This window comes from Vibrio sp. 10N.247.311.47, from assembly GCF_041467535.1.
Classification (GTDB): domain Bacteria; phylum Pseudomonadota; class Gammaproteobacteria; order Enterobacterales; family Vibrionaceae; genus Vibrio; species Vibrio crassostreae_C.
Genome location: NZ_JBFSUR010000009.1, coordinates 109,768 through 133,589 on the forward strand (window position 1 = coordinate 109,768; position 23,822 = coordinate 133,589).

Sequence of the window (23,822 nt, forward strand, 5' to 3'; positions counted from 1 at the left end):
TCCCTCTCAGCTGATGTCGCGATCCTACTTTTTATTCGGGTATAAGAGTTATTGATTTACTAAGGTATAAAAGTTATTGGTTTATACGAGCTGCTCAGTTGAGCAGCTCAATACCGTTTAGTTATGAGGATTTACGAACTCTTAGGTACCACTCAGATAGCAGTCTCACTTGCTTCTCGGTGTAGCCTTTTTCCATCATACGAGCAACGAAGTCGTCATGTTTTTTCTGATCATCCGTTGAGGTCTTAGCATTGAACGAAATAACAGGAAGTAGCTCTTCTGTGTTAGAGAACATTTTCTTCTCAATCACAGTGCGCAGTTTCTCGTAGCTCGTCCACACTGGGTTTTGACCGTTATTGTTGGCTTTGGCACGAAGCACAAAGTTCACAATCTCATTTCGGAAGTCTTTAGGGTTACTGATACCGGCTGTCTTCTCGATTTTCTCTAGTTCACCATTCAGAGAAGCACGGTCAAATAGTTGGCCTGTTTCTGGGTCGCGGTACTCTTGGTCTTGAATCCAGAAATCTGCGTAGGTGACATAGCGGTCGAAGATATTCTGACCGTACTCAGAGTAAGACTCTAGATAAGCGGTTTGAATTTCTTTACCGATGAACTCTACGTAGCGTGGCACTAGGTATCCTTTCAAGAACTCTAGGTACTTCTCGGCGGTCTCTTGAGGGAACTGCTCCCGTTCGATTTGCTGCTCAATAACGTAGAACAGGTGCACTGGGTTCGCGGCCACTTCGGCTTGGTCGAAGTTAAACACACGAGACAGGATCTTAAAGGCGAAACGCGTTGATAGCCCAGACATGCCTTCGTCAACGCCAGCATAATCTCGGTACTCTTGGTAGCTCTTCGCTTTTGGATCGGTGTCTTTTAGAGTCTCACCATCGTAAACACGCATCTTAGAGAATAGAGATGAGTTTTCAGGCTCTTTTAGTCTCGAAAGAATGCTGAATTGCGATAGCAGATCGAGTGTGCTTGGTGAGCAAGGCGCTTGGGATAGCTCACTGTGCTCAAGCAGTTTCTTGTAGATCTTAACTTCTTCAGACACACGCAGACAGTAAGGGACTTTTACAATGTACACACGGTCGAGGAATGCTTCGTTGTTTTTGTTGTTACGGAAGGTCTGCCACTCAGATTCGTTCGAGTGAGCGAGAATCATACCGTCAAATGGCAGTGCAGAAAGCCCTTCGGTACCGTTGAAGTTACCTTCTTGTGTTGCCGTAAGTAGAGGGTGTAATACTTTGATTGGCGCTTTGAACATCTCCACGAATTCCATCACACCTTGGTTGGCTTTACAAAGCGCACCAGAGTAGCTGTAGGCATCAGGATCATCTTGAGAGAAGTGTTCAAGTTTACGAATATCAACTTTACCAACCAGAGACGAGATATCTTGGTTGTTTTCATCACCTGGCTCCGTTTTCGCGATCGCAACTTGATCGAGAATAGAAGGGCGCAGTTTGATGACTTTGAATTTGGAAATATCACCGCCAAAATCGTGTAGACGTTTCGCTGCCCACGGAGACATAATTGAGCGAAGATAGCGTTTCTCAATGCCATATTCGTTCTTCAATAAGTCGCCGTCTTCGTTAACGTCGAATAGACAGAATGGGTGATCGTTTACTGGGCTTCGTTCACCGTCAGCAGACAATACATAGATTGGTAGTTTCTGCATCAGGGCTTTGAGTTTTTCAGCGAGAGAAGATTTACCACCGCCCACAGGGCCAAGTAGGTAAAGGATTTGTTTACGTTCTTCTAAACCTTGCGCAGCATGTTTTAAGTAAGAAACAATCTGTTCAATCGCATCTTCCATACCGTAGAAATCTTTAAATTCGCTGTAGCGTGAGATGACACGGTTCGAGAAAATACGACTCAGTTGAGGGTCTTGAGCAGTGTCAATAACCTCTGGTTCGCCAATGGCTAGTAATAAGCGCTCGGCAGCATTAGCGTAAGCACTTTTATCGTCTTTACACAGCCCTAAGAACTCCTGCAATGTCAGCTCTTCTTCCTTGGCTGCTTCATAACGTGATTGATAGTGGTCAAAGATACTCATAGTCACATTCCCCTTGTTAACCAGTCAAAACTGACGAGCGATTGAAAAATAGGCTCTCCCTACATTTTAAGGTTAGACCCGCTTCCACAATTTTGCTTAACAATTATGTATTTATTTACAATTTTGCGTGTGAAAAACGTGGCGAGCGCAATAGGCAACTTGAGGCGCGTAGAATCAAATTATTTTACATTCGAGGGGATCTGGCCGTTTGTTTTGAGATTTTAGGTCGCTTAACAATACTCACAATGGATTTATGTGCATTAGATGTATAACTGGGCTCTATTGATTTTTGGAATGGAGTACCATATAATGCGCTAAGTTATCAAAAATTGCTCAATAAATAGGTAGATGTAGTGAAGAATAATGGGTTCAAAATAGTGGCTATCTGCATGTTACGCCAAATGTTCGAGTAACTGGTGGCGCTCGTTATACCAACCTTGAAGGTGATATAGAGAATAGCCCAATACTTGAAAGTGGTATCAACATGGCCGCGAACGTTGGTGTTGCTTACGTTTTCTAGTTGCTTTGGTTTTTCTCTTTGTGTGCGAACATTAAAAAAAGGGTTACTCATGATGAGTAACCCTTTTTCTTGAAACTTTTTAAAAGTTATCGCTGATCTATTAACGAATTAAGCGCTAAAGATTTGAGATAGCTCTGTCGCACATAGGTGGTACTGACGAGGGCAGTTGCGCCATGTTGTTAGCATGCGACGGTACTTCTCTAGCATTGGCATCTGGCTATTGAAGTGGTGATCGGCTTTGTCGAATTGAGGGTAAAGACCTTCAGAATCAACAAGGAAACGCACGTAGTGTACGATCTGCGCTTCAGAAGCGATATCAAAACCTAAGAACTGCAGGCGACGTTGGTCTACTTCAGCACGCTCTTGTTCTGCAAGCATTTTGTTCGACTCTTGCATTGCATGGTACATCTCCATGATGTCGATAATTTCGCGACATTCTGCTTCAGTCAAACAACCAAACTCTTTGTTAAGTTCACGCATTTGGAGTTCGTAACCACGTTCTACAATCGTTTGTAGACGCTGGTATTTCGCCGAGTTCTCAGGGTTCATTTGAGACATTAGGTAGTATTGATTTGATAGAATTAGACGCTGAGCATTGGTCATTTCCATGGGATGAGCCTCACTAAAAAACTAAATGTTATATTCTTTTGTTGCAGTAAGAGTAACAGCATTCCTACGCGTGGAAACATGATCTCAACACGGATTTAATATGATTTTTTTAATTGATAAACAAAAGTTGTAAAGAAAAGTGAAAGGATAGTTAGCGCTAGAAAAGAAAACGCCCCAATCGAAATTGAGGCGTTTAAAATAGAGGTTGAGCATCGTCTGCAGTATTAGTATTTTACGTTTGAATGATACTGGCTAAGAACAGCAACAATCTCATCCATTTTCTCTTTGCTTGGCGGATTTGTACCTTCAAGAGGGTAGTCAAAACCAAGTGCTTCCCACTTATGTGCACCCAGCTTATGGTATGGAAGCAGCTCTACTTTCTCGATGTTATCCATGTCTTTGATGAATTCACCTAGCAGATGAGCATCTTCAGGCGTGTCCGTGTAGCCAGGGACAATCACATAACGAATCCACGTCTTCTTACCGATTTTGTGTAGGTAGCGCGCAAAATCCAGAGTACGTCTGTTTGATACACCAATGAAATCGTGGTGAATCTCATCTCGCATGTGCTTAAGATCGAGCATCACTAGATCAGAGGCTTCTAGTACTTCGTCAACCACTTCAGTGTGCTTACGAATGTAGCCATTAGTATCAAGACAAGTGTGGATGCCTTCAGCTTGAGCTGCGCGGAAAAAGTCACGAACAAACTCAGGTTGTAGCATCGCTTCACCACCAGAACAGGTGATACCACCGCCCGATGCTTTCATGAAATGACGGTATGATTTTGCTTCGTTGATGATCTCTTCGACCGTTACTTCCTTTCCGTCATGAAGATCCCATGTATCACGGTTATGACAGTACATACAACGCATTAAGCAGCCTTGAAGAAACACAATAAAGCGGATACCAGGGCCATCGACAGTACCACAAGATTCGAATGAGTGAATGCGACCAGTTGTAGACATGAGCTATTCTCGTAGAGGAATTTATACCGTTTATTTTATTACAAAAACGGTACATAAAATAGGGTCAAATGGTAACGAGACCTTTAAAAATAAAGGCAACCACCTGTGAAGATGATTGCCTTTATTAAACTTGAAAAGTAAAGGACGAAAGCCCTTACTGGTGGCTAGAAGAAAGCAAACATTGTGATACCGCCAGTGGTGTACACTGACTCTTTCGCTTCTTCGTAATCCGGTGTTTTTGCGGTTAGCGCGAAAGAGGCACCAACGTATCGGTTATACCAAGCGACACCCAATACAGCAGTTGCTTGAATGTTCTCTAAAGTCACATCGTAGATCGCTGGATCTTCGTTGTTTTTATTAGCGTACTCATCAACACCTGAGCGATCGCCTTCGATAGTCAGGTCGTTGAATCGGTAGCGACCTTCGAGGCCTGCATAGGTAAACCAACCAGCGTTTGATGCGCCGATCATGCCCGGTTTGAATGGGTTTTCTGTGGTGATGTTAGCTGCACCAAAGTTACCGCCTAAGTCTGTACCCCAACGAAACATGAAGCCCGTTGAAATGTCACTTCTAAAGTTACCGACGTTGATTTCAGAAACGTTAGAGATTTCGTAGTCAGTATTCGCAAGAGCTTGATTACGCATTAGGTTGAAATGGCTTAGGTAACCAACGCTTCCCGCCCATTCATCATCGACTTGGTATTCCCAACCCATCGGCTCATCCGACTTAGTGATTGAGTGAACCAGCTTTTGAGCATCTTCAGACAGTGCACGTTCGCCCGTAGTACCAAACGTGATATTAAAACGCTGGGCTTGCTGTGGGTTTAAGCTGATGTAATTGAATTCAGTGTGAAGGTAACCTGCGTATGGGCGATCATTAGGCGATGGCGTTTCTAACTCAATGTCAGAAGGCGTATACATCTTGTGGCCAATGGTGATTTCCCACTTGTCTAGAGAGCTTGCGCCCCAGTAGGAAAGACTCAATGGTTTTACCCAGTTATATGGCGTAATACTTGATGATGTGTAACCCAGAAATAAGCCGTTGGTATAGTCTTGGTCGACACCAAAAATACCATCATTATCTAAAGCAAAAGTTAACGTAGAACGCTCAGAGGCTAAAGATGAGAAAGAGAGAAGAATCAGGGGTAAACAACGCAGGTATTTCATGGAGCAGTTACTCTTAAATTATGAACCGCGATATTACCGTAATTTGACAGAATTTGTGGAAAAAAAGTGAATGGCAGGGTGCTTTTTTGCTCAACCTAACATTTCGCGGGATAGGTGAGTGTAGTGCGATTTATTTCAGATATAAAAAAGCCCCGCACATTGGCGAGGCTAATATTATTTACTGTCTATTGAGCGTGAGCTTATAGAGATTCAGTAAATGTACGTGCGATTACGTCAGCTTGTTGCTCTGCAGTTAGAGAGTTAAAGCGAACAGCGTAACCAGATACACGGATTGTTAGCTGAGGGTATTTCTCAGGGTGCTTAACTGCGTCTTCAAGAGTTTCGCGGTTAAGAACGTTAACGTTAAGGTGTTGACCACCTTCAATGCCAGCTTCGTGGTGGAAGTAACCATCCATTAGGCCTGCAAGGTTAGCACGTTGGCTGTCTTGTTCTTTACCTAGTGCGTTTGGCACGATAGAGAACGTGTAAGAGATACCATCTTGTGCGTCAGCAAACGGTAGTTTACCTACAGACGTTAGTGAAGCTACAGCGCCTTTCTCATCACGACCGTGCATTGGGTTTGCACCAGGAGCGAAAGGAGCGCCAGCACGACGACCGTCTGGAGTGTTACCTGTTTTCTTACCGTAAACCACGTTAGACGTGATAGTAAGAACTGACTGTGTAGGGATAGAGTTACGGTAAGTCTTAAGCTTACGGATCTTGTTCATGAACGTAGAAACTAGTTCACAAGCAATATCATCTACACGAGAGTCGTTATTACCGTATTTAGGGTAATCGCCTTCAATTTCGAAGTCAGTTGCAATGCCATCTTCGTCGCGGATTGGTTTAACAGTCGCGAACTTGATTGCAGACAGTGAGTCAGCTGCAACAGATAGACCAGCAATACCACAAGCCATTGTACGACGAACGTCACGGTCATGAAGAGCCATTAGAGACGCTTCGTAGCTGTACTTGTCGTGCATGTAGTGAATGCTGTTTAGTGCAGTCACGTATTGCTTAGCTAACCAGTCCATGAATGTGTCTAGGCGACCCATTACGTCATCGTAGTTAAGAACTTCGTCAGTGATCTTGTCTGAAACAGGACCAACTTGCATCTTAAGTTTCTCGTCCACACCGCCGTTGATTGCGTAAAGCATTGTTTTCGCAAGGTTAGCACGAGCACCGAAGAACTGCATTTGCTTACCAACGATCATTGGAGATACACAACAAGCGATAGCGTAATCATCAGACTCTAGGTCAGGACGCATTAGGTCATCATTTTCGTACTGGATAGAAGAAGTATCGATAGATACCTTCGCACAGAAACGCTTGAAGCCGTCAGGTAGTTGCTCAGACCAAAGAACAGTGATGTTTGGCTCTGGAGAAGGACCCATAGTGTATAGAGAGTTTAGGAAACGGAAGTTCGAACGCGTTACTAGCGTACGACCGTCGATACCCATACCACCCATAGACTCTGTTGCCCAGATTGGGTCGCCAGAGAACAGCTCATCGTACTCAGGAGTACGTAGGAAACGAACCATACGCAGTTTCATTACGAAGTGGTCGATCATTTCTTGTGCTTGTTCTTCAGTGATCTTGCCAGCAGCGATATCACGCTCGATGTAGATGTCTAGGAAAGTCGAAGTACGACCTAGAGACATTGCAGCACCGTTTTGAGATTTAACAGCAGCTAGGTAGCCGAAGTAAGTCCACTGGATAGCTTCTTGAGCTGTTTGAGCTGGCTCAGAGATATCGAAACCGTATTTCTCAGCCATTTGCTTGATTTGACCTAGAGCACGATGTTGCTCAGAGATCTCTTCACGCAGTTGCATTGTTTCTGCTAGGTTTTCACCGTTTTCGAATTGCTCTTGAAGAGAAGCAAATTGAGCTTGCTTGTCTTTCATTAGGAAATCAATACCGTAAAGTGCAACACGACGGTAGTCACCAATGATACGACCACGGCCGTAAGCATCAGGAAGACCAGTCAGAACACCAGACTTACGACATTTTAGGATATCAGGAGTGTAGATATCGAAAACGCCAGCATTGTGTGTTTTGCGGTATTCTGAGTAGATTTTTGAAACCATTGGGTCAAGAGTTTCACCGTATGCTTTACAAGAACCTTCAACCATACGCACACCACCGTTAGGGATGATTGCACGTTTTAGTGGCTTCTCAGTTTGTAGACCAACGATAGTCTCAAGATCTTTCTCAATGTAACCTGCATCGTGAGCAGTAATGGTAGAGATAACAGAAGTATCGAAATCTACAGGTGCTTTAGTTGCGTTTTCCTGTTTGATACCTTCCATTACCGAAGACCAAAGCTTGTTAGTTGCTTCAGTACCCTCAGAAACTAGGAAAGACTCGTCGCCTTCATACGGCGTGTAGTTCTTTTGAATGAAATCACGAACGTTTACTTCGCTTTGCCACTCACCTGCAGCAAAATCTTCCCAAGCTTTAGCAAATTGCTCTGCCATGACATACCTACCTTTTTAGTAGAAAAAATACGTACATTAACACTGTTGAGCCAGCGCCCCTCGTAAGGGTAGTACACTCTTATTAATAACAATATATATGAGCATATAAGCGTCATATGGTTATATATATTGTCACTACCTTTTATATGTTGTCTTTACTCTATGAATTCAAGACTACGCTAAAAAATTTCTGTAAACCTTAAACTAAATCAATAAATGCCAAAAAAAGTTGAAAAAATTTGAGTGGCAGGGGTTGCCACCCAAACTTTTTTTTAATCCTAATACTACTTTTGTGTAGTAAGGACCATTATAGCCAAGCTTTTAGGCCATATTGACTTTCTAGCATACCAACTGCAAGCATTGCTACTAGACAGATAACTAAAACGCCAACTGGGATAACAATCTTATCTACAAATGATAGACGCTTCGCACGCTCTTTATCACCAATTAGACCGTTATTATCTAGAAGCATAGTCAGTGCCCATGCTAATACTGGGTTAACAACCGCTGAACCGAAGATACAGATACCAGCTGCTTGAGAGTCTTTTGAATCTTTAACCATCTGCATACCCGCTTCAAGTAGAGGTAGAGATACACCTACAAGTAGCGCAACACGCATCACTGGTGGCCATACTGCTACGTCCATTGGGAAGCCAAGAATCGCAACAATAATACATAGAGAGCCAAGCAAGATTGCGCCGCCAGGGATTGGACGTTTCGCGATTGCTGCTGGGATCATGTAAGTACCCCAAGATGAAGTGATGTTACCACCACCAACTGCTGTACCTACCATTTGACGAACTGAACACATAGTCATTGTGTCGTCTACGTCCATCAGTACTTTTTCAGACTTTTTAGGGTAGTTCAGTTCTTGGAAGATACGGTGACCTAGGAAGTCAGGTGACCACATTGCTACTGCTAGGATTGCAAATGGTAGAGAAGCGATGAAGTGCTCAACGTTTGGTAAACCAAGCATCCAACCTTCTTCAGTAGAACCCCACCAGTAGATTGGGTTTAGGTTTGGAATGCCTGTTTCAGTTACGAATTTGATATCGAAACCAGCACCAAGTACTAGAGCAATAGCTAGACCAGTGAAAGCACAAACAGGGATTGCTAACCAACGCTTGTTCACTTTAGCAAGGAATGCATATAGACCGATGGTAACGGCTAGAACAATCAAACCGATGTAACCCATGCTACCAGCAGCGACAGTGTCAGACTGAAGACCAACAGCCCAAGCTTGAATTGAGTTTATTTGGCTCATTGTACCGGTTAGACCCAAGAAGATGAGCAAGCCACCCGCCGTACCTTCAGAGGTAAGGTTAACAAGTTTAGACCCACCTTTTAGGAAGCTTAGGATAAGACCGAAGACACCGATAAGGATTGCCAATGCAAGAGGGTGAGCACCAGCAAGAGCGATGGTACCAATAAGAGGAATCATTGGGCCGTGGTTACCGGCAAGGTTAGCTTTAGGGTTAAAGAAACCAGAAGCAAGGATACAGAACAGCAGTGCAGGGATAAGCATTTCTACACGAGCGACTTCAATCGCAAAGTCTTTACCAAGGTTTACGTGATCCCAAGCTTGAGTTAGGCCTTCAGCCCAAGACATCATTACTGCAGAGTACATCGCGATGATACCAATGGTACCAGCCAGTGCAGGAACAAGGTCTTCTAGTTCAAAGCGGAAGTCACGGCCAGGAAGGTTTAGGCCAAAGCGGCGAGGCTTCATGATTTGAAGTTCGTGATCTAGATAATCTGAGCGGTTCTCAAATTCAGAAGCAGGGCGGTGTAGCTCTTTATAGCTTTTCTCTTCTACTTCAGAGTTCGCATTGTTCACAACGTCTGACATAGATTCCTCATATTTTATGTTAGTAATTCTAAAATTGAATTCTATAAGTTCGCGTAATTGCGTAATTGCGTTATTTCTTAGTTATAACTCATTAACATCATGTTGCACGGTTTTGATGTGCTTTATGCAGCTAAGTTAAAAGAAATGTTTGGCATTTTTAATGCCTTATTCTTTGCTGAGGAGTCTAACAAGCTTACCCTTTAGGGTGATTGATCTTGATCACTTTATGAGTATATGTGAAAGAAAGCTACAAAACGCAGCGATTCATTAACTTCCCATTGATGAATCGTGTAATTAGTTTTCACAAATTGACGTTTACCTATCTTCTTCGAGCCTTTGTCGTCATGGCTTGAGTTCAATACTCAATTCTTACTGAGTTATTTCACTATTACTTGCTTCCCAACTGTTCCGAGTGAAATGCTTACAATGTAATAACCTTAAAATAATTGTGCCTTACGGTGTGTATGTAGTGTTGAGCGTGCAGATTATATTTTGCAGATCTCGGCGTATCTAAGTTCACAAAACTTGTTTTTCTTGTGAGACATCAAGCTACGTGAATCTCATTTTGGTTAACTTTATTTAAACAATGTAAGGGGTGTAATTACAGCTTATTGATAGAACTCATTCATTAAATTGAGGCGAAAACGCTACCTTTTGCATAATAAGTCAGAGTGAATCGCTATTTATTCCAATTTATTAGGTTAATAATTTGTTGCATGTTGTTTCGTGTGGTGCTAGTTTGTATCGCATGAAAAGGTCGGAGTACCTTGCATTTTCACAAACTTGGGAGAGAAAGCGCATGAAAGATGTACCAGCGCTGGACATAAAGGATCTACACAAAACGTTTGGTCAAAATGAAGTTTTAAAGGGAATTTCACTTTCTGCGCACAAAGGCGATGTTGTATCGATTATCGGATCTTCAGGGTCGGGTAAAAGTACTTTCCTTAGATGTATCAACCTTTTAGAGACACCAACTGCAGGCGAGATTTGGGTTAATGGCGAATTAATTCAAATGAAAAACAACCGCCAAGGCGTATCTGTTCCTGCTAATGAAAAACAAGTACAGCGAATCCGTTCTCGCTTAGCGATGGTTTTTCAAGGCTTCAATCTTTGGTCTCACCTGACCGTTCTCGAAAACGTTATCGAAGCGCCTGTTCACGTCTTAGGTGTACCTAAAGCACAAGCGATTGAAAATGCAGAGCTACTACTTAAAAAAGTAGGCTTGTATGAGCGCAAAGATTACTACCCAGGTCATTTATCCGGTGGACAACAACAACGAGCGGCAATTGCTCGAGCGTTAGCGGTTGATCCGGAAGTGATGCTGTTTGATGAGCCAACATCAGCACTTGACCCTGAGTTAGTAGGGGAAGTACTTGGTGTAATGCGAGATCTAGCAGAAGAAGGAAGAACCATGCTTGTGGTAACACATGAAATGGCTTTTGCTCGTGACGTATCAAACCATGTGATGTTCCTGCACCAAGGTCTAGTGGAAGAACAGGGCGATCCAGCTAAACTGTTTACGGAACCTGAATCTGAACGTTTACAACAATTTATCTCATCGATTTACTAATCAGAATTGAAACGCCGTTGCCAAGGTAAACAGCGACGGTGTGAACAATAAAACACAACAAGTAAGTTAATAAGCAACAACAAACACAATATTAAAACTAGCAAAACATAAAAACCTAAATCACAGGAGTAGGGATATGAAAAAGTGGTTATTAGTCGCGGCACTTGCTGCAACTGCTGCAACGGGCGTAGCTCAAGCAAAAGAATGGAAAACAGTACGCTTTGGTATTGAAGGTGCTTACCCTCCATTTAGCTGGACAGAAGCTGATGGTTCACTGAAAGGCTTCGATGTCGATATGGCTAACGCACTTTGTACTGAAATGCAGGTGCAGTGTAAGATCGTTGCACAAGACTGGGATGGTATCATTCCTTCTCTACTTGCTCGTAAATATGATGCGATCATTGCGGCAATGTCTATCACGGAAGAACGTAAGAAAAAAATCGACTTCACAGGTAAATACGCACTTATCCCAAACAAGTTCATCGCTAAGAAAGGTGCAGGCCTTAACTTTGATGATCTAAGCGGTCAAAAGATTGCCGTTCAACGTGCAACAACTCACGATAAATACCTAACAGACAACTACGGCGATACAGTAGAGATCGTTCGTTACGGTTCATTCGACGAAGCTTACCTTGATCTAGCAAACGGTCGTGTTGCTGCTGTACTAGGTGATGCATCTGCTCTAGAAGAAGGCGTGCTAAACAAAGCTGGTGGTGAAGACTACGAGTTCGTTGGTCCATCACTAACTGATCCTAAGTGGTTCGGCGAAGGTTTTGGTATTGCTCTACGTAAGCAAGACAAAGATCTGACTAAGCAATTAGATGCGGCAATCCTTTCACTACGTGAAAAAGGCATCTACCAAGATATCGCGGCTAAATACTTCAACTACGACGTATACGGTCAGTAATCTTTAGCGTCAATTCTTAAGGGAGAGGTTCTCCTCTCCCTGTCTTACCAACTTTTTCGCAGTTCTGTTGGAATCCATTATGTTTGATTTACAAGGATATGAAGCGTCGATCCTGAAAGGGGCGGTGCTCACAATCGAAGTTGCCTTGCTGTCGCTAATTTTAGCTATGGTTCTTGGTATGCTAGGTGCCTTAGCAAAACTCGCGCCTTATCGCTGGGCTCGTGCTATTGCAACCCTCTACACAACCGTCATTCGAGGTATTCCCGATCTCGTATTGATGATGCTGATTTTCTTTGGTGGACAAATCCTTTTAAACAACAGTTTGTATTCCATTAACGAGTGGCTCAACGAGTGGTTTGCATCCAGTGATCCTAACCACGAATGGACCTCTTACCTACCTGATTATATTGATGTCAGCCCATTTGTTGCTGGTGTCTTAACCATAGGCTTTATTTTCGGTGCCTATATGGCAGAAACGTTCCGTGGTGCCATCATGGCTGTCGACAGCGGTGAAATGGAAGCGGCAAAAGCTTATGGTATGAGCCCTGTAAAGGCGTTTCACCGCATACTGCTACCGCAGATGATTCGTCACGCATTACCGGGTTTTGGGAATAACTGGCTGGTATTACTTAAAACCACTGCGCTGGTTTCGATTATTGGCCTAGAAGACATGGTACGTGTTAGTGCACTGGCGGCGGGTTCAACCAAAATGCCATTCACTTTCTACATGACTGTGGCGATTATCTTCTTATTCTTCACCAGTGTTTCAACGGGCTTACTTAAGCTGGTTGAACGTAAATTCAGTATCCACGCGAGGTAGTTATGGACTTTTCATTGATAATTGAAAGCCTGCCGATTTACCTTGGTGGTTTATGGACAACGGCTTGGATGGTTTGCGTTGCTTTGATCATTGGCTTATTCGTCGCCATACCACTAGCTATCGCTCGTAACAGTCCAAATATGCTGATTAATGCTCCGGCTTGGTCATTCATCTATTTCTTCCGTGGTACGCCATTATTGGTGCAGTTGTACCTGATTTACTACGGAATGGATCAGTTCTTCCCTGTAAAAGATACACTATGGGAAAATGCATGGTTTTGTGCTTTGGTGGCATTCATCCTTAACACATCGGCATACACAGCTGAAATCATTCGCGGTGCGATTAACGGCTTACCAAAAGGTGAAGTTGAAGCAGCAAAAGCGTATGGCATGAGCACACCTAAGACATACCGACGTATCATTCTGCCAAGTGCATTACGTCGTGCATTACCGGCTTACAGTAACGAAGTTATCTTTATGCTTCACGGCTCAGCCGTTGCAGGTATTGTGACGATTATGGATCTAACGGGTGCAGCTCGTTTGGTTAACTCTCGCTACTATGCTCCGTTTGAATCTTTCCTAACAGCAGGTCTGTTTTACATGGGGTTGACGTTTATCATCATTGCGATTTTCAAATTCGCAGAGAAACGTTTCTTAGCTTACTTAAGACCACTTAGCTAATTGCACGGTATTCACACAGTTAACAAAACGGCGCTTCTATAGCGCCGTTTTTTATGAGCAGATTCTGTTGCTGTTGATTACTTAAACGTTGACCAAATTGGCGCGTGGTCAGACGGCTTTTCGATGCCACGCAGTTCGTAATCGATGCCTGCTTCAGTACACTTATCAGCAAGCTTTTGAGTCGCTAGGACTACATCAATACGCAGGCCGCGGTTGTCCACGAAACCTTTCGAGCGGTAGTCAAACCACGAGTATTGGTCGTTTACTTCAGGGTGCAGTAAGCGGAAGCTATCCACAAAACCCCAATCCATCAGTGTTTTCAACCATTCTCGCTCTTCTGGTTGGAAAGAGCACTTACCTGTTTTCAACCAACGTTTCGCATTAGGTTCACCGATGCCGATGTCTGCGTCGATAGGGCTGATATTAATGTCGCCCATCACAATGACTTGTTCGTCTTTGTTGTGGTAGTCATTTAGGTAAGTCATCAAGTCTTTGTAGAACTGGCGTTTGTACGGGTATTTTGTTTCATGCTTGATGTTATCCCCTTGAGGGAAGTAGCCATTTAGCACGGTAACCTTTTCACCATTTTCATCTTCAAACGTCGCCATGATCATGCGTTTTTGATGGTCTTCATTATCTGTTGGGAAACCCTTCTGCACAGAAATAGGCTCTTGCTTACACAACATTGCCACACCGTAGTGGGCTTTTTGACCGTGGAAGTAAACCTTATAGCCCATTGCTTCAACATCAGCAATTGGGAAGGCTTCATCGTGCACTTTTATCTCTTGCAGACCAATCACGTCGGGTTGGTGTTTGTCGATAATAGCTTGCAGTTGGTGAAGGCGGGCTCTAAGACCGTTGATGTTGAAGCTAATTACTTTCATTTGTTTTTATACCTCTCGTAAACCTTTGTCACTGCTTGTTTTTAAAGGTTTTTGATTTGGTGGATTTCATGGTTCATCGTATTTAACCATGCTTAATAATTTCTGTCGCCACTTTGTAGAGACAAAATGGCGACATTAAATGATGTGAATACTTACAGTTACGTAGAATCTATTGAGTCTTAAGTAAATCCAAAAAGAACGCGTATTCAAGTGCGTCTTCTTTTAATCGTTTAAATCGGCCAGAAGCGCCACCGTGACCGGCTTCCATATCGGTTTTGAACAGCAATACGTTGTTGTCTGTTTTCATTTCACGCAGCTTCGCAACCCATTTCATTGGCTCAAAGTACTGCACCTGTGAGTCATGCAGGCCTGTCGTTACCAACATGTTCGGGTAGTTTTGTACCTTAATGTTGTCGTACGGTGAGTACCCCAGCATGTAATCGTAGTAGGCTTTATCGTTCGGGTTACCCCATTCGTCATACTCATTGGTGGTTAGAGGGATCGATTCATCGAGCATGGTTGTCACAATGTCTACAAACGGAACATGTGCACCAATACCACGGTACAGTTCTGGTGCTTGGTTGATGATTGCTCCCATCAATAGACCGCCAGCAGACCCCCCAACGGCGAACACTTTATCTTTCGCGCCGTAGCCTTCTTCAACAAGCTCTTTGGTTACATCAATAAAGTCGTTGAACGTGTTTTGTTTGGTCAGTTTTTTGCCATCTTCATACCAAGGGCGACCAAGCATTTCTGAACCGCGGACATGTGCGATGGCATAAACAAAACCTCTATCCAGTAGGCTTAGGCGAGTTGAGCTGAAGGTAGGTTCAATCGTAGAGCCGTAAGACCCATAGCCGTATTGGTAGATTGGGTTAGTGCCGTCTTTCTTAAATAAGTCTTTACGATAAACCAAAGAGACAGGAACTTGCTTACCATCGCGAGCCGTAATCATGATTCGCTCTGATTGGTAGTTATCCGCTTCGAAATCACCTAATACGGGTGTTTGCTTCATGAGTTCGGATTCACCTGTACTTAGGTCGAAATCATAGTAAGTACCTGGCGTGGTTAAGCTGCTGTAATAGATACGAACTTTTGCGTTATCTAATTCATAGTTACTCGTTAGGTAAGCGGCAAATGCGGTGTCGTTAAATTCAAGTGGAAACTCGTGGCCTGTTGAGAGTTGGCGAACTTTCACTGTAGACAAGCCATCCGCGCGTTGCTCGTAGACAAGATGGTCATCAAACAACTCGAAATCTACAAGCTGAGTATTATCGTCTGCTGGGATGACATCGACCCATTTTGAGCGATCATGCATCTCTTCGGTTGTGACTTTCATTAAACGGAAGTTGACCGCTTGGTAGTTGGTGTAGATGTAATACCAATCACCTAGCTTAGCGATGCTGTACTCTATGCCGGTCTCTTTTGGGTAGAAAGCCTCAGCTGTAGCCTTTGGGTTGTTGGCATCGATGACTGAGACACCGCTGGTTTCTGTGCTCGAATGCCAAATGTAGACCTGTTCTCCATCTTTGCTTTTACTCAAAGAGGTGTAGTAAGCGCTATCGGCTTCTTCGTAGATTAACTGATCGCTTGCCTGAGCTGTGCCTAACACGTGGCGGTAAACTTGATAACCCAGCAATGTTTGTGGATTTTTTTTGATGTAGTAGAAGGCTTGGTTGTCGTTTTGCCACGCGATAGCACTTGAAGCGCCTTCAATTTCATCTTTTAGGTATTCACCTGTTGTGAGGTCTTTGATCTTGATGGTGTAAATGCGGCGGCTTAGCGTATCTTCGCCATAGGCCAACAAGTTTTCGTCTGGGCTGATCGTTAAGCCACCAATACTGAAGAATTCATGCTCTTTTGCTAGCTCGTTTACATCTAAGATGACTTGCTTGTCTGTGCCTAAAAAGTTTTTTTCACGCAGGTGAACTGGGTATTCGTTGTCGCCTGTCACCTTATTCGAGTAGTAGTAACTGCCTTTGCGAACCGGTACCGAATTGTCGTCTTTCGCGATTCGGCCTTTAATCTCTTCAAATAATTGTTTTTGTGCTGCTTCTGTATGTTTCAACACCGTATCTGCGTACTGATTCTCTTGCTCAAGTTGTTGCAATATCTCTGGATCTTGGCGTGCATCATCGCGCATCCAATAGTAATCATCGATTCGGGTTTCACCATGAATCGTCATTGCGTGAGGGACTTTCTTAGCAACGGGTGCTTGGGTTTGCTGAGCGACGAGCTGTGATTGAGAGTAGTGGTTCATGGTTGAGATTCCTTGATTGCTGCATCCGGCGACAAGCGCTATTGATACGGCTAATGTGGTTAAAGCGATACGCATCTGTATATCCTTAGTGTGTACCTTCTCGTTTTAATGCCAGCATCCTTTGTTGTGAGAGTTCAGGTACGTTGGTGTTCTTCCAGTGATATTATTTATAATTGGATTCTGGATATGCACCTTCATCGTAAGTGTCTGTTATTGTTTTCAAAAAATCAAAGCAATGTTAAATGAAATTACTGATACGTGAGAGTGGAAGGAATAAATGTGCAACAAAAAGGGACACACTTTTCAATATGTCCCTTTCCTTTGTTTAGCAAGATTCGAGTTTTACGTTAAATAGCCAATGGCATTTCGTTTGAGTGGTCAGGTTTACGATTAACCCAACGTAAACCAAGCATAGCGATGAATGACATAGCAATCATCAGGCAACCGAGTGGCAGTTGGTCTTGAGCTGGGAAGAACGATGCCAATAGTGTTGCGATGCCAGCACCTAGGTTTTGCATACCACCTAAAATCGCACCTCCAGTACCAGCGTGGTACGGGAATGGCGAAAGTGCCCCTGTTGTTGTTGCTGGGAATAATATGCCAGCGCCCAAGAAGTAAATTGTGGCACCGCCAATCAAAGTTAATGTTGTTGTTTGACCAAACAGACCCGGTATCAATACCACTGTTGAGCCTACCAATATCGCAACCAGACCAACATTCAATGCACGGCGCTCAGAGCGACGTTGTGCGATGTAACTAGATAAGCCTGCACCGACTAAGTAACCTGGAATAGGCAAGACAAACAGCAAGCTTACTGTGGTTGCCGGTAAGCCAAGTACGCCACCAAGCAACACACCTGCCGCTGCTTCAAATACGGCTACACCAGCAAAGGTTGCGACTAATACCAATAAGAAACCTTGGAAACGTTTATCAGACAGAACGAACTTGTAGCTGTTGGCAACCGATTCATGCTTGCGTCGTTCTTTCGGCAGTGTTTCCATCATGCTCGTCATCATAGTGATCACAACAGCAATACCAAACAGCGCAAGGAATAAGTAGCTAGAACGCCAGCCGAAAACTTCTGTTAGGTAACCACCCAGTACAGGAGCCATCAATGGTGAGAAAATCACACACATGCTAATCAAGCTGTTTGCACGGTGCAGCTCTGCGCCTTCAAAACAGTCGCGAGTCAATGTACGAGACATCGCACCACCACAACCGATGCCCAAACCTTGGATAAAGCTGCCCGCTAAGAACCATTCATATTCGTGAGCGAACAATGCTACCAAAGTACCGATGATGTAGATAATCAAACCAATCACGATGATCGGTTTACGACCTAGGCGATCTGAAAGTGGGCCGTAAACAAATTGCGACAGACCATAAGGGATCAAGTAACACGCCATCACTGCCTGCAGTGAAGATGCCGAAACTAAGAACTCACCTGCCATATGACCGATAGAAGGCACGTACATCGTTTGAGTCATTTGACCTACGGCAGTCAGAATAGCGATTAAAAAGGTAAGTTTCGCTAATGGAAACGAGGCGGACATTTGCGTATCTCTCCAAAAATTAAGACGTAAAAAGCCTTAGCGCTCCATTAAAGGAGAGCCAAATGAATAAAGTGTTCAGGGAATCTAGGCGCGAGATATTAGATCTTGATTGCGGGCTTAGCAATCAAAAAGTGTGAAGTTGAGCAAGATAAAAATCTATAACTTGGATTATAAAAACTAATCCGAAGTTACTGCATTTTAAAGAGGGAGAGGGTGGAGTGGGCTTCCTTTAAATATCGATGTTCTGGCTATGTCCAAAGCGCTAAAACCTAAGCAACACAGCTAATGATTATATGAGTACATCATTTGAAATCACAGAAAAAAGGAAGAAAACACGCTCTATTAACATTTGTATAAACTTTCGTTTTATATGTAAGCAATTTGTGCTGTAATTATCCGCTAAGCTATTCGTCTAACTCATTTACATTGTGTACAGCAATTCGTTGTCGATGTGATAGTTATGGTTATGGAAGTCTTTTGGCTTAAATAAGGATATTAAATGCGCTCTCTATCGGTACAGTGGAAAATAACCCTCTTAGCAGGTTGTTGTTTAATCATTACGTCACTGTCTCTTATTGGTTTCTCGATCTACAACGCGACGAGCAATCAACAAGTCATCAAATCTCAAAGTTCAGAATCAGTTATCAATAAAACTCAGCAGTTGCTGGCGTCTGTTTCTCAGCTAAACGCTCAAGAAACTCAACGTTATGTAGACGAAGCTATTTACCGCGCAGAGATGCTTGCGGCCAGTGCTCAGTTTCTAAAAAACAATGCAGACGAAAACTTTACACCAAGTGAAGAGCTTCGTACCGCCTTGGATGAAATGGTTCGTCGCTCGGTTTTAAACTTCGACTCTATTCAAGGAGCGTATCTAGTTTTCAAGCCTGACTTGCTCGATAGTGAAGATGCGAATTATGTCGATGCTGATTATGTTGGTTCTAACGAAAAAGGTCGTTTTGCTCCTTACTGGAAGGTGGCAGATAACGGTGAAAATGTTCTAGCGAACGTTCTTTCAGAATCTATCTTGAATGATGACAGCAATAGCGAACGTTTTTACTGTCCTTTGTCTTCAGGGCAAACGTGTATTAGTACGCCGAGAGTCGTGAACAGCGGTGGTGTAGCACTACTTACGTCCTCTATTTCAGTCCCTATTTTGGTTGACGACGTTGCTATTGGTTTTCTTGGTATTGATCTAAGACTTGATGGTTTAACCAGTGTGATTACTCAATCTGACCAGAGCTTGTTTAACGGTGCGGGTAAAGCTTACGTGGTTAGTCTAGATGGTTCGGTCATCGCTTCTGATGATTCAAGCATTGCAGTCGGTTCAACTTTCCAAAGTGGCAATACAAACAGTGATTTAATGACCGACTTTATCTTTGGTGGTGAAGTGACAACGCAATGGAGCGAGAACGGTGAGTGGTTACTTGCCTTTGCACCTGTTGTTGCAGCTAACCAAACTTGGGGGGTGTTGTTTGAGATCCCAAGAGACAGTGTCGTCGCTGACGCAAATAAATTGGATTCCATCATTAGCACTAAGCTAAGTGAAGGCATCAAAACAGAAGTGATCGCCGGTACAGTGTTTATTATCTTTGGCTTAGCCATTATCGCGTTTGCCTCGTTGTCTATTGTGAAGCCGATTCGTCAGGTTGTGGAAAGGTTGAATGACATCGCTTCAGGTGAAGGTGATTTGACCCAACGTTTGGAAGTGAAATCTCAAGACGAAATTGGTCAGCTATCCAAAGGGTTCAACTTATTCTTAGACAAGCTACAACACACGATCAAAGAAGTGATTCACACCACTGAGCAAGTGGCGAGCACGACAAGCCAGGCTAAAGCATCGGCATCAAGCACTCGAGAAAGCAGTGAATCTCAATTTAAAGAAGTGGATCTTGTGGCGACAGCGGCAGAAGAGATGACTCAAACTGCGGGCTTAGTGGTACAAAACGCAGAAGTGGCCGTTGATGCTGCTTGTGAAGCGAATCGTTCTGCTCAACAAGGGCAACAAGTCATCGAACTTTCAGCCGGTGAAATGAGAAAGCTGGTTGAGCGTATGTCGAGTGCTGTTCCTATTGTTGAAGAATTGGCAAAAAATAACGGAAACATCACCGAGATCTTAAGTGTGATTGAAGGGATCTCTGAGCAAACTAACTTACTGGCATTGAACGCGGCGATTGAAGCGGCTCGTGCTGGCGAACAAGGTCGAGGTTTTGCTGTTGTTGCGGATGAGGTAAGAAACCTCGCAAGTCGCACCCAGTCATCGGTTGGTGAGATCAGAGCGGTGATCGACAAGGTTCATGCTGGAACTCAAGATGTCGTTGAAGCAATACAAGAAGGCAATATCCTAGCTAACGATACAGCACTACACGTTCAGAAAGCAGTTGAAGATCTGGGGTCGATCTTTACTTCTATTGAGGCGATCAGTGATATGAACAGTCAGATCGTTCGAGCAGCCGAAGAGCAACAATCGGTTTCCGGTGAAGTAAATCAAAGCGTGGTTAATATTCGCGATTTGAGTGCGAAGATCTTGGAGCAAGCCGCGGCTTCTGAGCAAGTCGGCAATGAAATTGACCAACTGTCTCAACAACAAAAGAAGTTGGTCAATCAGTTCAAGGTATAAGCATTAAGCCTTAACCAGTTCTTGAATAGAAAAAGGGACAAATGAAGATTTCATTTGTCCCTTTTTTAATTGTTTATTTAGAGGCTAGGCAATAACCAGCGGTTGACGCTGCTTACTCTTCGATAAACCAGTAGCCTTTGTTGACCAATTCAGTCACGACAGTTATGCCCGAAGGAGATAGGGCAGTAGCCGAGGTAATCATGGTCTCATCGCAAAGTATGTTGAGTAACGAAGAATCCGCTTCATCCACCTTAACCACTTCGCCATTGATGTAAGCAGTGTTGCTTTCATTTTCGTGGTAGAGCGCCTTTAAGCCTGATACTCGGTGAATCTCACCTTCAGACTCTAAGTGTTGAGCGATCTCTTCTTGAGTCCATAGTGGCTCTGGAGCAACGATATCAAGCTGGTGGCGTGATTGGCTTAGCAGACAACCCATGAATTCACTGATGGTTTCAGGTTGCTCTAGTGCAGATTTCAACATGCCTGTGAGATTACTTAAATCCGATGAACGAATTTTTCCGTAGCCTTCTTGCATTTTGAATTCTGGATCGTGCAGGTGTACGTCACCCATATCATGAGCAAGCACAAAATCGGCAAAGTTGCTGATCAGTTCTTGTTCTTTAGGCGAGCGGTAGCCAATAGAGTAGCTCATTGACGGCTCTAACGTGCTCCCTTCATGTGGGAAACCTGGTGGGATATAAAGGATATCGCCCGGCTCTAAAGTTTCATCAATGATTGGGTCAAAACCTTCAATTTGACGAAGTGCAGACGCTTGAACAGTCTCTTTGTATTGGCCAACATCTTTAGGGCCAACCTTCCATTGACGTTTGCCTTGACCTTGAATGATGAAGACATCGTATTGATCAATATGTGGGCCTACGCCGCCTTCAGGTGCTGAGTAGCAGATCATGAGATCGTCGAATAACCAGTTTGGTAACGCTTGGAACGCCTCAGTCAGCTGATTTGCGCCTTGGTGCCAGTGGTTCGCTGCTTGAACGATCAGTTGCCAATGAGTTTCGGTTAATTCGCCAAACTTTTCTTCAGAGAATGGGCCGTGTTCTGCAGTCCACTGATTGTCGAGGTTAGAGACAAAGCGAGAATCCACTTCTTCTTCCATCGATAAACCAGCAAGTTCTTCCGGCGAAATTGGGTCGACGAAGTTTTGGAAGCCACCCTTTAAGATGGTTGGTTTTTTATGCCAGTAGTTTTCAAGAAACTCGGGCATAGAAAAGCTGAGTTGGTACATGTGAATCCTGTATATTTTTATGCTAGATGCTAGATGCTAGTTTGGCTTGTAAATCTTGCTGGACAATTTTGATTGCTTCTAACGCGACTTTTGGATCGATTTCGTTGCTTTCGAGCAGATAGATCAGGTCGACAGCTAACTTAACTTCTTCTGGTGCGTTATCCAGTGGTGATGGTGTGTTATCAGTGTTCATTTCGCTTAGGGTTCTCTAAGTTAATCAGTCTCTCAATATTTTTCATTGAGTCTTCACAGCGTTCTAATCGCTCTTTTGCTAACTGCCAAGCCTCTTCCGCTTTTTTCTTACTGTGGCGAGGCGCAGAATCAAACGTTAACTTTCGTACTCGTACTAAATCGACCAATCGCTTTTGCCAGTCTTGGTGCTGGGCGAGTTCGTTGTATAGGTCGTTCAGGGTTTTCCCTGACTTGCTTTTTCGGTCCAAGCGTAAATCGTGGTTGGCTAACTCTCTTTGGATTGCTGCAATCTGATTGGTCAGCTTTTCTGTCAGGTAGTTGGCTCTGGACGCGGTCAGTTGATTTGAGGTTTGTTCACGTACAATGGTGCGGTACGTTGCCTGAGTTTCAAGTGCATAGGGAAGCAAAACAGAGGCGCCGCATTTAAATAAGGCTCGGTCAAACAAGGCTTGATGATAAGCCCCTCGAGATTTGTCAACCTGCGAGCAATGGCCAATCAAGGTATCAATAACACTTTTTAGCTTTGAAAATTGATTCATTTCACTTCCCGTTGGCTACTGCCTATAAGTTCACAAACCAAGCTTCGTATGCCAGTTTAATTGCAAGTACGCTTACAACTGTAACAAACACAGGTCTTATAAATGTTGCACCGAACCGAATAGCAGAGTGAGCGCCAACAAATGCACCGGCCATCAAACAAAGGCCCATGGTTAAACCTAGAACCCAATCAATATGACCAAGAATCGCGAAGGTCACCAAAGAGGTAAAGTTACTGGTAAAGTTCATGGCTTTGGATAGACCAGAGGCAAGTAAGATGTTTAAGCGATAAAGCGCCATAGAGCTTACCGTCCAAAACGCGCCAGTTCCTGGGCCAGCAACCCCATCATAAAAGCCAAGAATGAATCCTTGGTACTTTTGTTTTCTCTTAAGCACAGGGCATGGCTTAGGAGACACATTATGGCTCACATCTGGAGTCTTATGAAAAATGGTATAGACCGCTGCGGCAAGAATGACTAACGGCAATACCTTCTCTAACCACTCGGTGCTAATGGCATCAACAGTGAGTGTGCCGATGGTCGCACCTATTAAAGTAGATATGAATGCATTGACCCAACACTCAGGCTTGAACAGCTTTTTACGGTAGTAAGTGAATGCAGCTGTAGATGAAGCGAAGGTTGCTGCAAGCTTGTTAGTACCCAATGCGATGTGTGGCGGTAAACCAAGTGACAGTAAAGCTGGAACGGTTAACATCCCTCCGCCACCTGCGACAGCATCAATAAAGCCTGCTGCAAATGCAACCAGAGCAAGTATGACCAACATGGTTGGCTCAATCATTTCCATAAATAGCTAGTGTTCTCGTTATCGGCTGATAGGGCAGCCACATGAAAAATCTATGGATTAGTCATGTTGGGTTGTGAATGCAAGGGCCTAGCGATGAAGGCCCATAACTA

The 23,822-nt window shown here is 43.7% G+C and carries 18 protein-coding genes and 1 pseudogene; 6 read left to right on the plus strand and 13 right to left on the minus strand.

Annotated elements, in window-relative coordinates; genetic code table 11:
* Window positions 1–121: 121 nt before the first annotated feature.
* Window positions 122–2,056, minus strand: coding sequence for a PrkA family serine protein kinase (locus AB6E51_RS08590; RefSeq protein WP_017062132.1), 1,935 nt, complete (start codon window positions 2,054–2,056; stop codon window positions 122–124).
* A gap of 379 nt (window positions 2,057–2,435) precedes the next feature.
* Here AB6E51_RS08590 and AB6E51_RS08595 point away from each other — a divergent pair.
* Window positions 2,436–2,576: pseudogene (locus tag AB6E51_RS08595) on the plus strand (MipA/OmpV family protein); the annotation flags it as partial.
* Window positions 2,577–2,684: 108 nt separating this feature from the next.
* Here the strand turns inward: AB6E51_RS08595 and AB6E51_RS08600 are convergent.
* The 5 genes from AB6E51_RS08600 to AB6E51_RS08620 form a co-directional block, all read right to left on the minus strand.
* Window positions 2,685–3,185, minus strand: a complete 501-nt coding sequence (locus AB6E51_RS08600) for a YfbU family protein (protein ID WP_017070032.1) — start codon at window positions 3,183–3,185, stop codon at window positions 2,685–2,687.
* A 224-nt stretch (window positions 3,186–3,409) separates the two neighbouring features.
* On the minus strand, window positions 3,410–4,150 hold the full coding sequence (gene pflA, locus AB6E51_RS08605) for a pyruvate formate lyase 1-activating protein (protein ID WP_010437353.1): 741 nt from the start codon (window positions 4,148–4,150) through the stop codon (window positions 3,410–3,412).
* Between the two features lie 164 nt (window positions 4,151–4,314).
* Window positions 4,315–5,316, minus strand: a complete 1,002-nt coding sequence (locus AB6E51_RS08610) for a lipid A deacylase LpxR family protein (RefSeq protein WP_017062129.1) — start codon at window positions 5,314–5,316, stop codon at window positions 4,315–4,317.
* 200 nt (window positions 5,317–5,516) lie between these two features.
* Window positions 5,517–7,793, minus strand: a complete 2,277-nt coding sequence (gene pflB, locus AB6E51_RS08615) for a formate C-acetyltransferase (protein WP_017066931.1) — start codon at window positions 7,791–7,793, stop codon at window positions 5,517–5,519.
* 307 nt (window positions 7,794–8,100) lie between these two features.
* Entirely contained in the window at window positions 8,101–9,642 is a 1,542-nt protein-coding gene (locus tag AB6E51_RS08620; RefSeq protein ID WP_008220142.1) for a DUF3360 family protein, read from the minus strand.
* A gap of 799 nt (window positions 9,643–10,441) precedes the next feature.
* On the opposite strand from AB6E51_RS08620, the gene AB6E51_RS08625 reads away from it, so the two are divergent.
* The 4 genes from AB6E51_RS08625 to AB6E51_RS08640 all read left to right on the plus strand — a co-directional run bounded on the left by AB6E51_RS08625 (window position 10,442) and on the right by AB6E51_RS08640 (window position 13,619).
* Window positions 10,442–11,212 (plus strand): ABC transporter ATP-binding protein, encoded by a 771-nt coding sequence (locus tag AB6E51_RS08625; RefSeq protein WP_004736532.1) that lies wholly within the window; start codon window positions 10,442–10,444, stop codon window positions 11,210–11,212.
* Between the two features lie 136 nt (window positions 11,213–11,348).
* Complete coding sequence (locus AB6E51_RS08630; protein ID WP_010437364.1) at window positions 11,349–12,119, plus strand: ABC transporter substrate-binding protein; 771 nt, start codon at window positions 11,349–11,351, stop codon at window positions 12,117–12,119.
* A 79-nt stretch (window positions 12,120–12,198) separates the two neighbouring features.
* The gene (locus tag AB6E51_RS08635) at window positions 12,199–12,939 is read left to right on the plus strand and encodes an ABC transporter permease (protein WP_017063493.1); all 741 of its coding nucleotides are present in this window, start codon (window positions 12,199–12,201) and stop codon (window positions 12,937–12,939) included.
* Window positions 12,940–12,941: 2 nt separating this feature from the next.
* Entirely contained in the window at window positions 12,942–13,619 is a 678-nt protein-coding gene (locus AB6E51_RS08640; RefSeq protein ID WP_017063494.1) for an ABC transporter permease, read from the plus strand.
* A gap of 77 nt (window positions 13,620–13,696) precedes the next feature.
* Here AB6E51_RS08640 and xthA read toward each other — a convergent pair whose 3' ends face one another.
* The 3 genes from xthA to emrD form a co-directional block, all read right to left on the minus strand.
* Complete coding sequence (gene xthA, locus AB6E51_RS08645; protein ID WP_010437369.1) at window positions 13,697–14,503, minus strand: exodeoxyribonuclease III; 807 nt, start codon at window positions 14,501–14,503, stop codon at window positions 13,697–13,699.
* Between the two features lie 169 nt (window positions 14,504–14,672).
* Entirely contained in the window at window positions 14,673–16,763 is a 2,091-nt protein-coding gene (locus tag AB6E51_RS08650) for a S9 family peptidase (RefSeq protein WP_017065926.1), read from the minus strand.
* Between the two features lie 347 nt (window positions 16,764–17,110).
* On the minus strand, window positions 17,111–18,316 hold the full coding sequence (emrD, locus tag AB6E51_RS08655; RefSeq protein WP_372058183.1) for a multidrug efflux MFS transporter EmrD: 1,206 nt from the start codon (window positions 18,314–18,316) through the stop codon (window positions 17,111–17,113).
* Window positions 18,317–18,815: 499 nt separating this feature from the next.
* Between emrD and AB6E51_RS08660 the strand changes: the two genes are divergently transcribed.
* Window positions 18,816–20,933, plus strand: coding sequence for a methyl-accepting chemotaxis protein (locus AB6E51_RS08660; protein ID WP_229647105.1), 2,118 nt, complete (start codon window positions 18,816–18,818; stop codon window positions 20,931–20,933).
* A gap of 112 nt (window positions 20,934–21,045) precedes the next feature.
* On the opposite strand, the gene AB6E51_RS08665 is transcribed toward AB6E51_RS08660, so the two are convergent.
* The 4 genes from AB6E51_RS08665 to AB6E51_RS08680 are packed head-to-tail and all read right to left on the minus strand — an operon-like array spanning window position 21,046 to window position 23,712.
* On the minus strand, window positions 21,046–22,179 hold the full coding sequence (locus AB6E51_RS08665) for a JmjC domain-containing protein (RefSeq protein ID WP_372058182.1): 1,134 nt from the start codon (window positions 22,177–22,179) through the stop codon (window positions 21,046–21,048).
* 22 nt (window positions 22,180–22,201) lie between these two features.
* Window positions 22,202–22,372, minus strand: coding sequence for a pleiotropic regulatory protein RsmS (rsmS, locus tag AB6E51_RS08670; protein ID WP_017055021.1), 171 nt, complete (start codon window positions 22,370–22,372; stop codon window positions 22,202–22,204).
* Window positions 22,362–22,910, minus strand: coding sequence for a primosomal replication protein (locus tag AB6E51_RS08675; protein WP_017062115.1), 549 nt, complete (start codon window positions 22,908–22,910; stop codon window positions 22,362–22,364). The genes rsmS and AB6E51_RS08675 overlap by 11 nt, the downstream gene beginning before the upstream one ends.
* A gap of 22 nt (window positions 22,911–22,932) precedes the next feature.
* Window positions 22,933–23,712 carry a TSUP family transporter gene (locus AB6E51_RS08680; RefSeq protein ID WP_017062114.1) on the minus strand — a complete coding sequence of 260 codons (780 nt, stop codon included), beginning with the start codon at window positions 23,710–23,712 and terminating at the stop codon, window positions 22,933–22,935.
* Window positions 23,713–23,822: the final 110 nt, after the last annotated feature.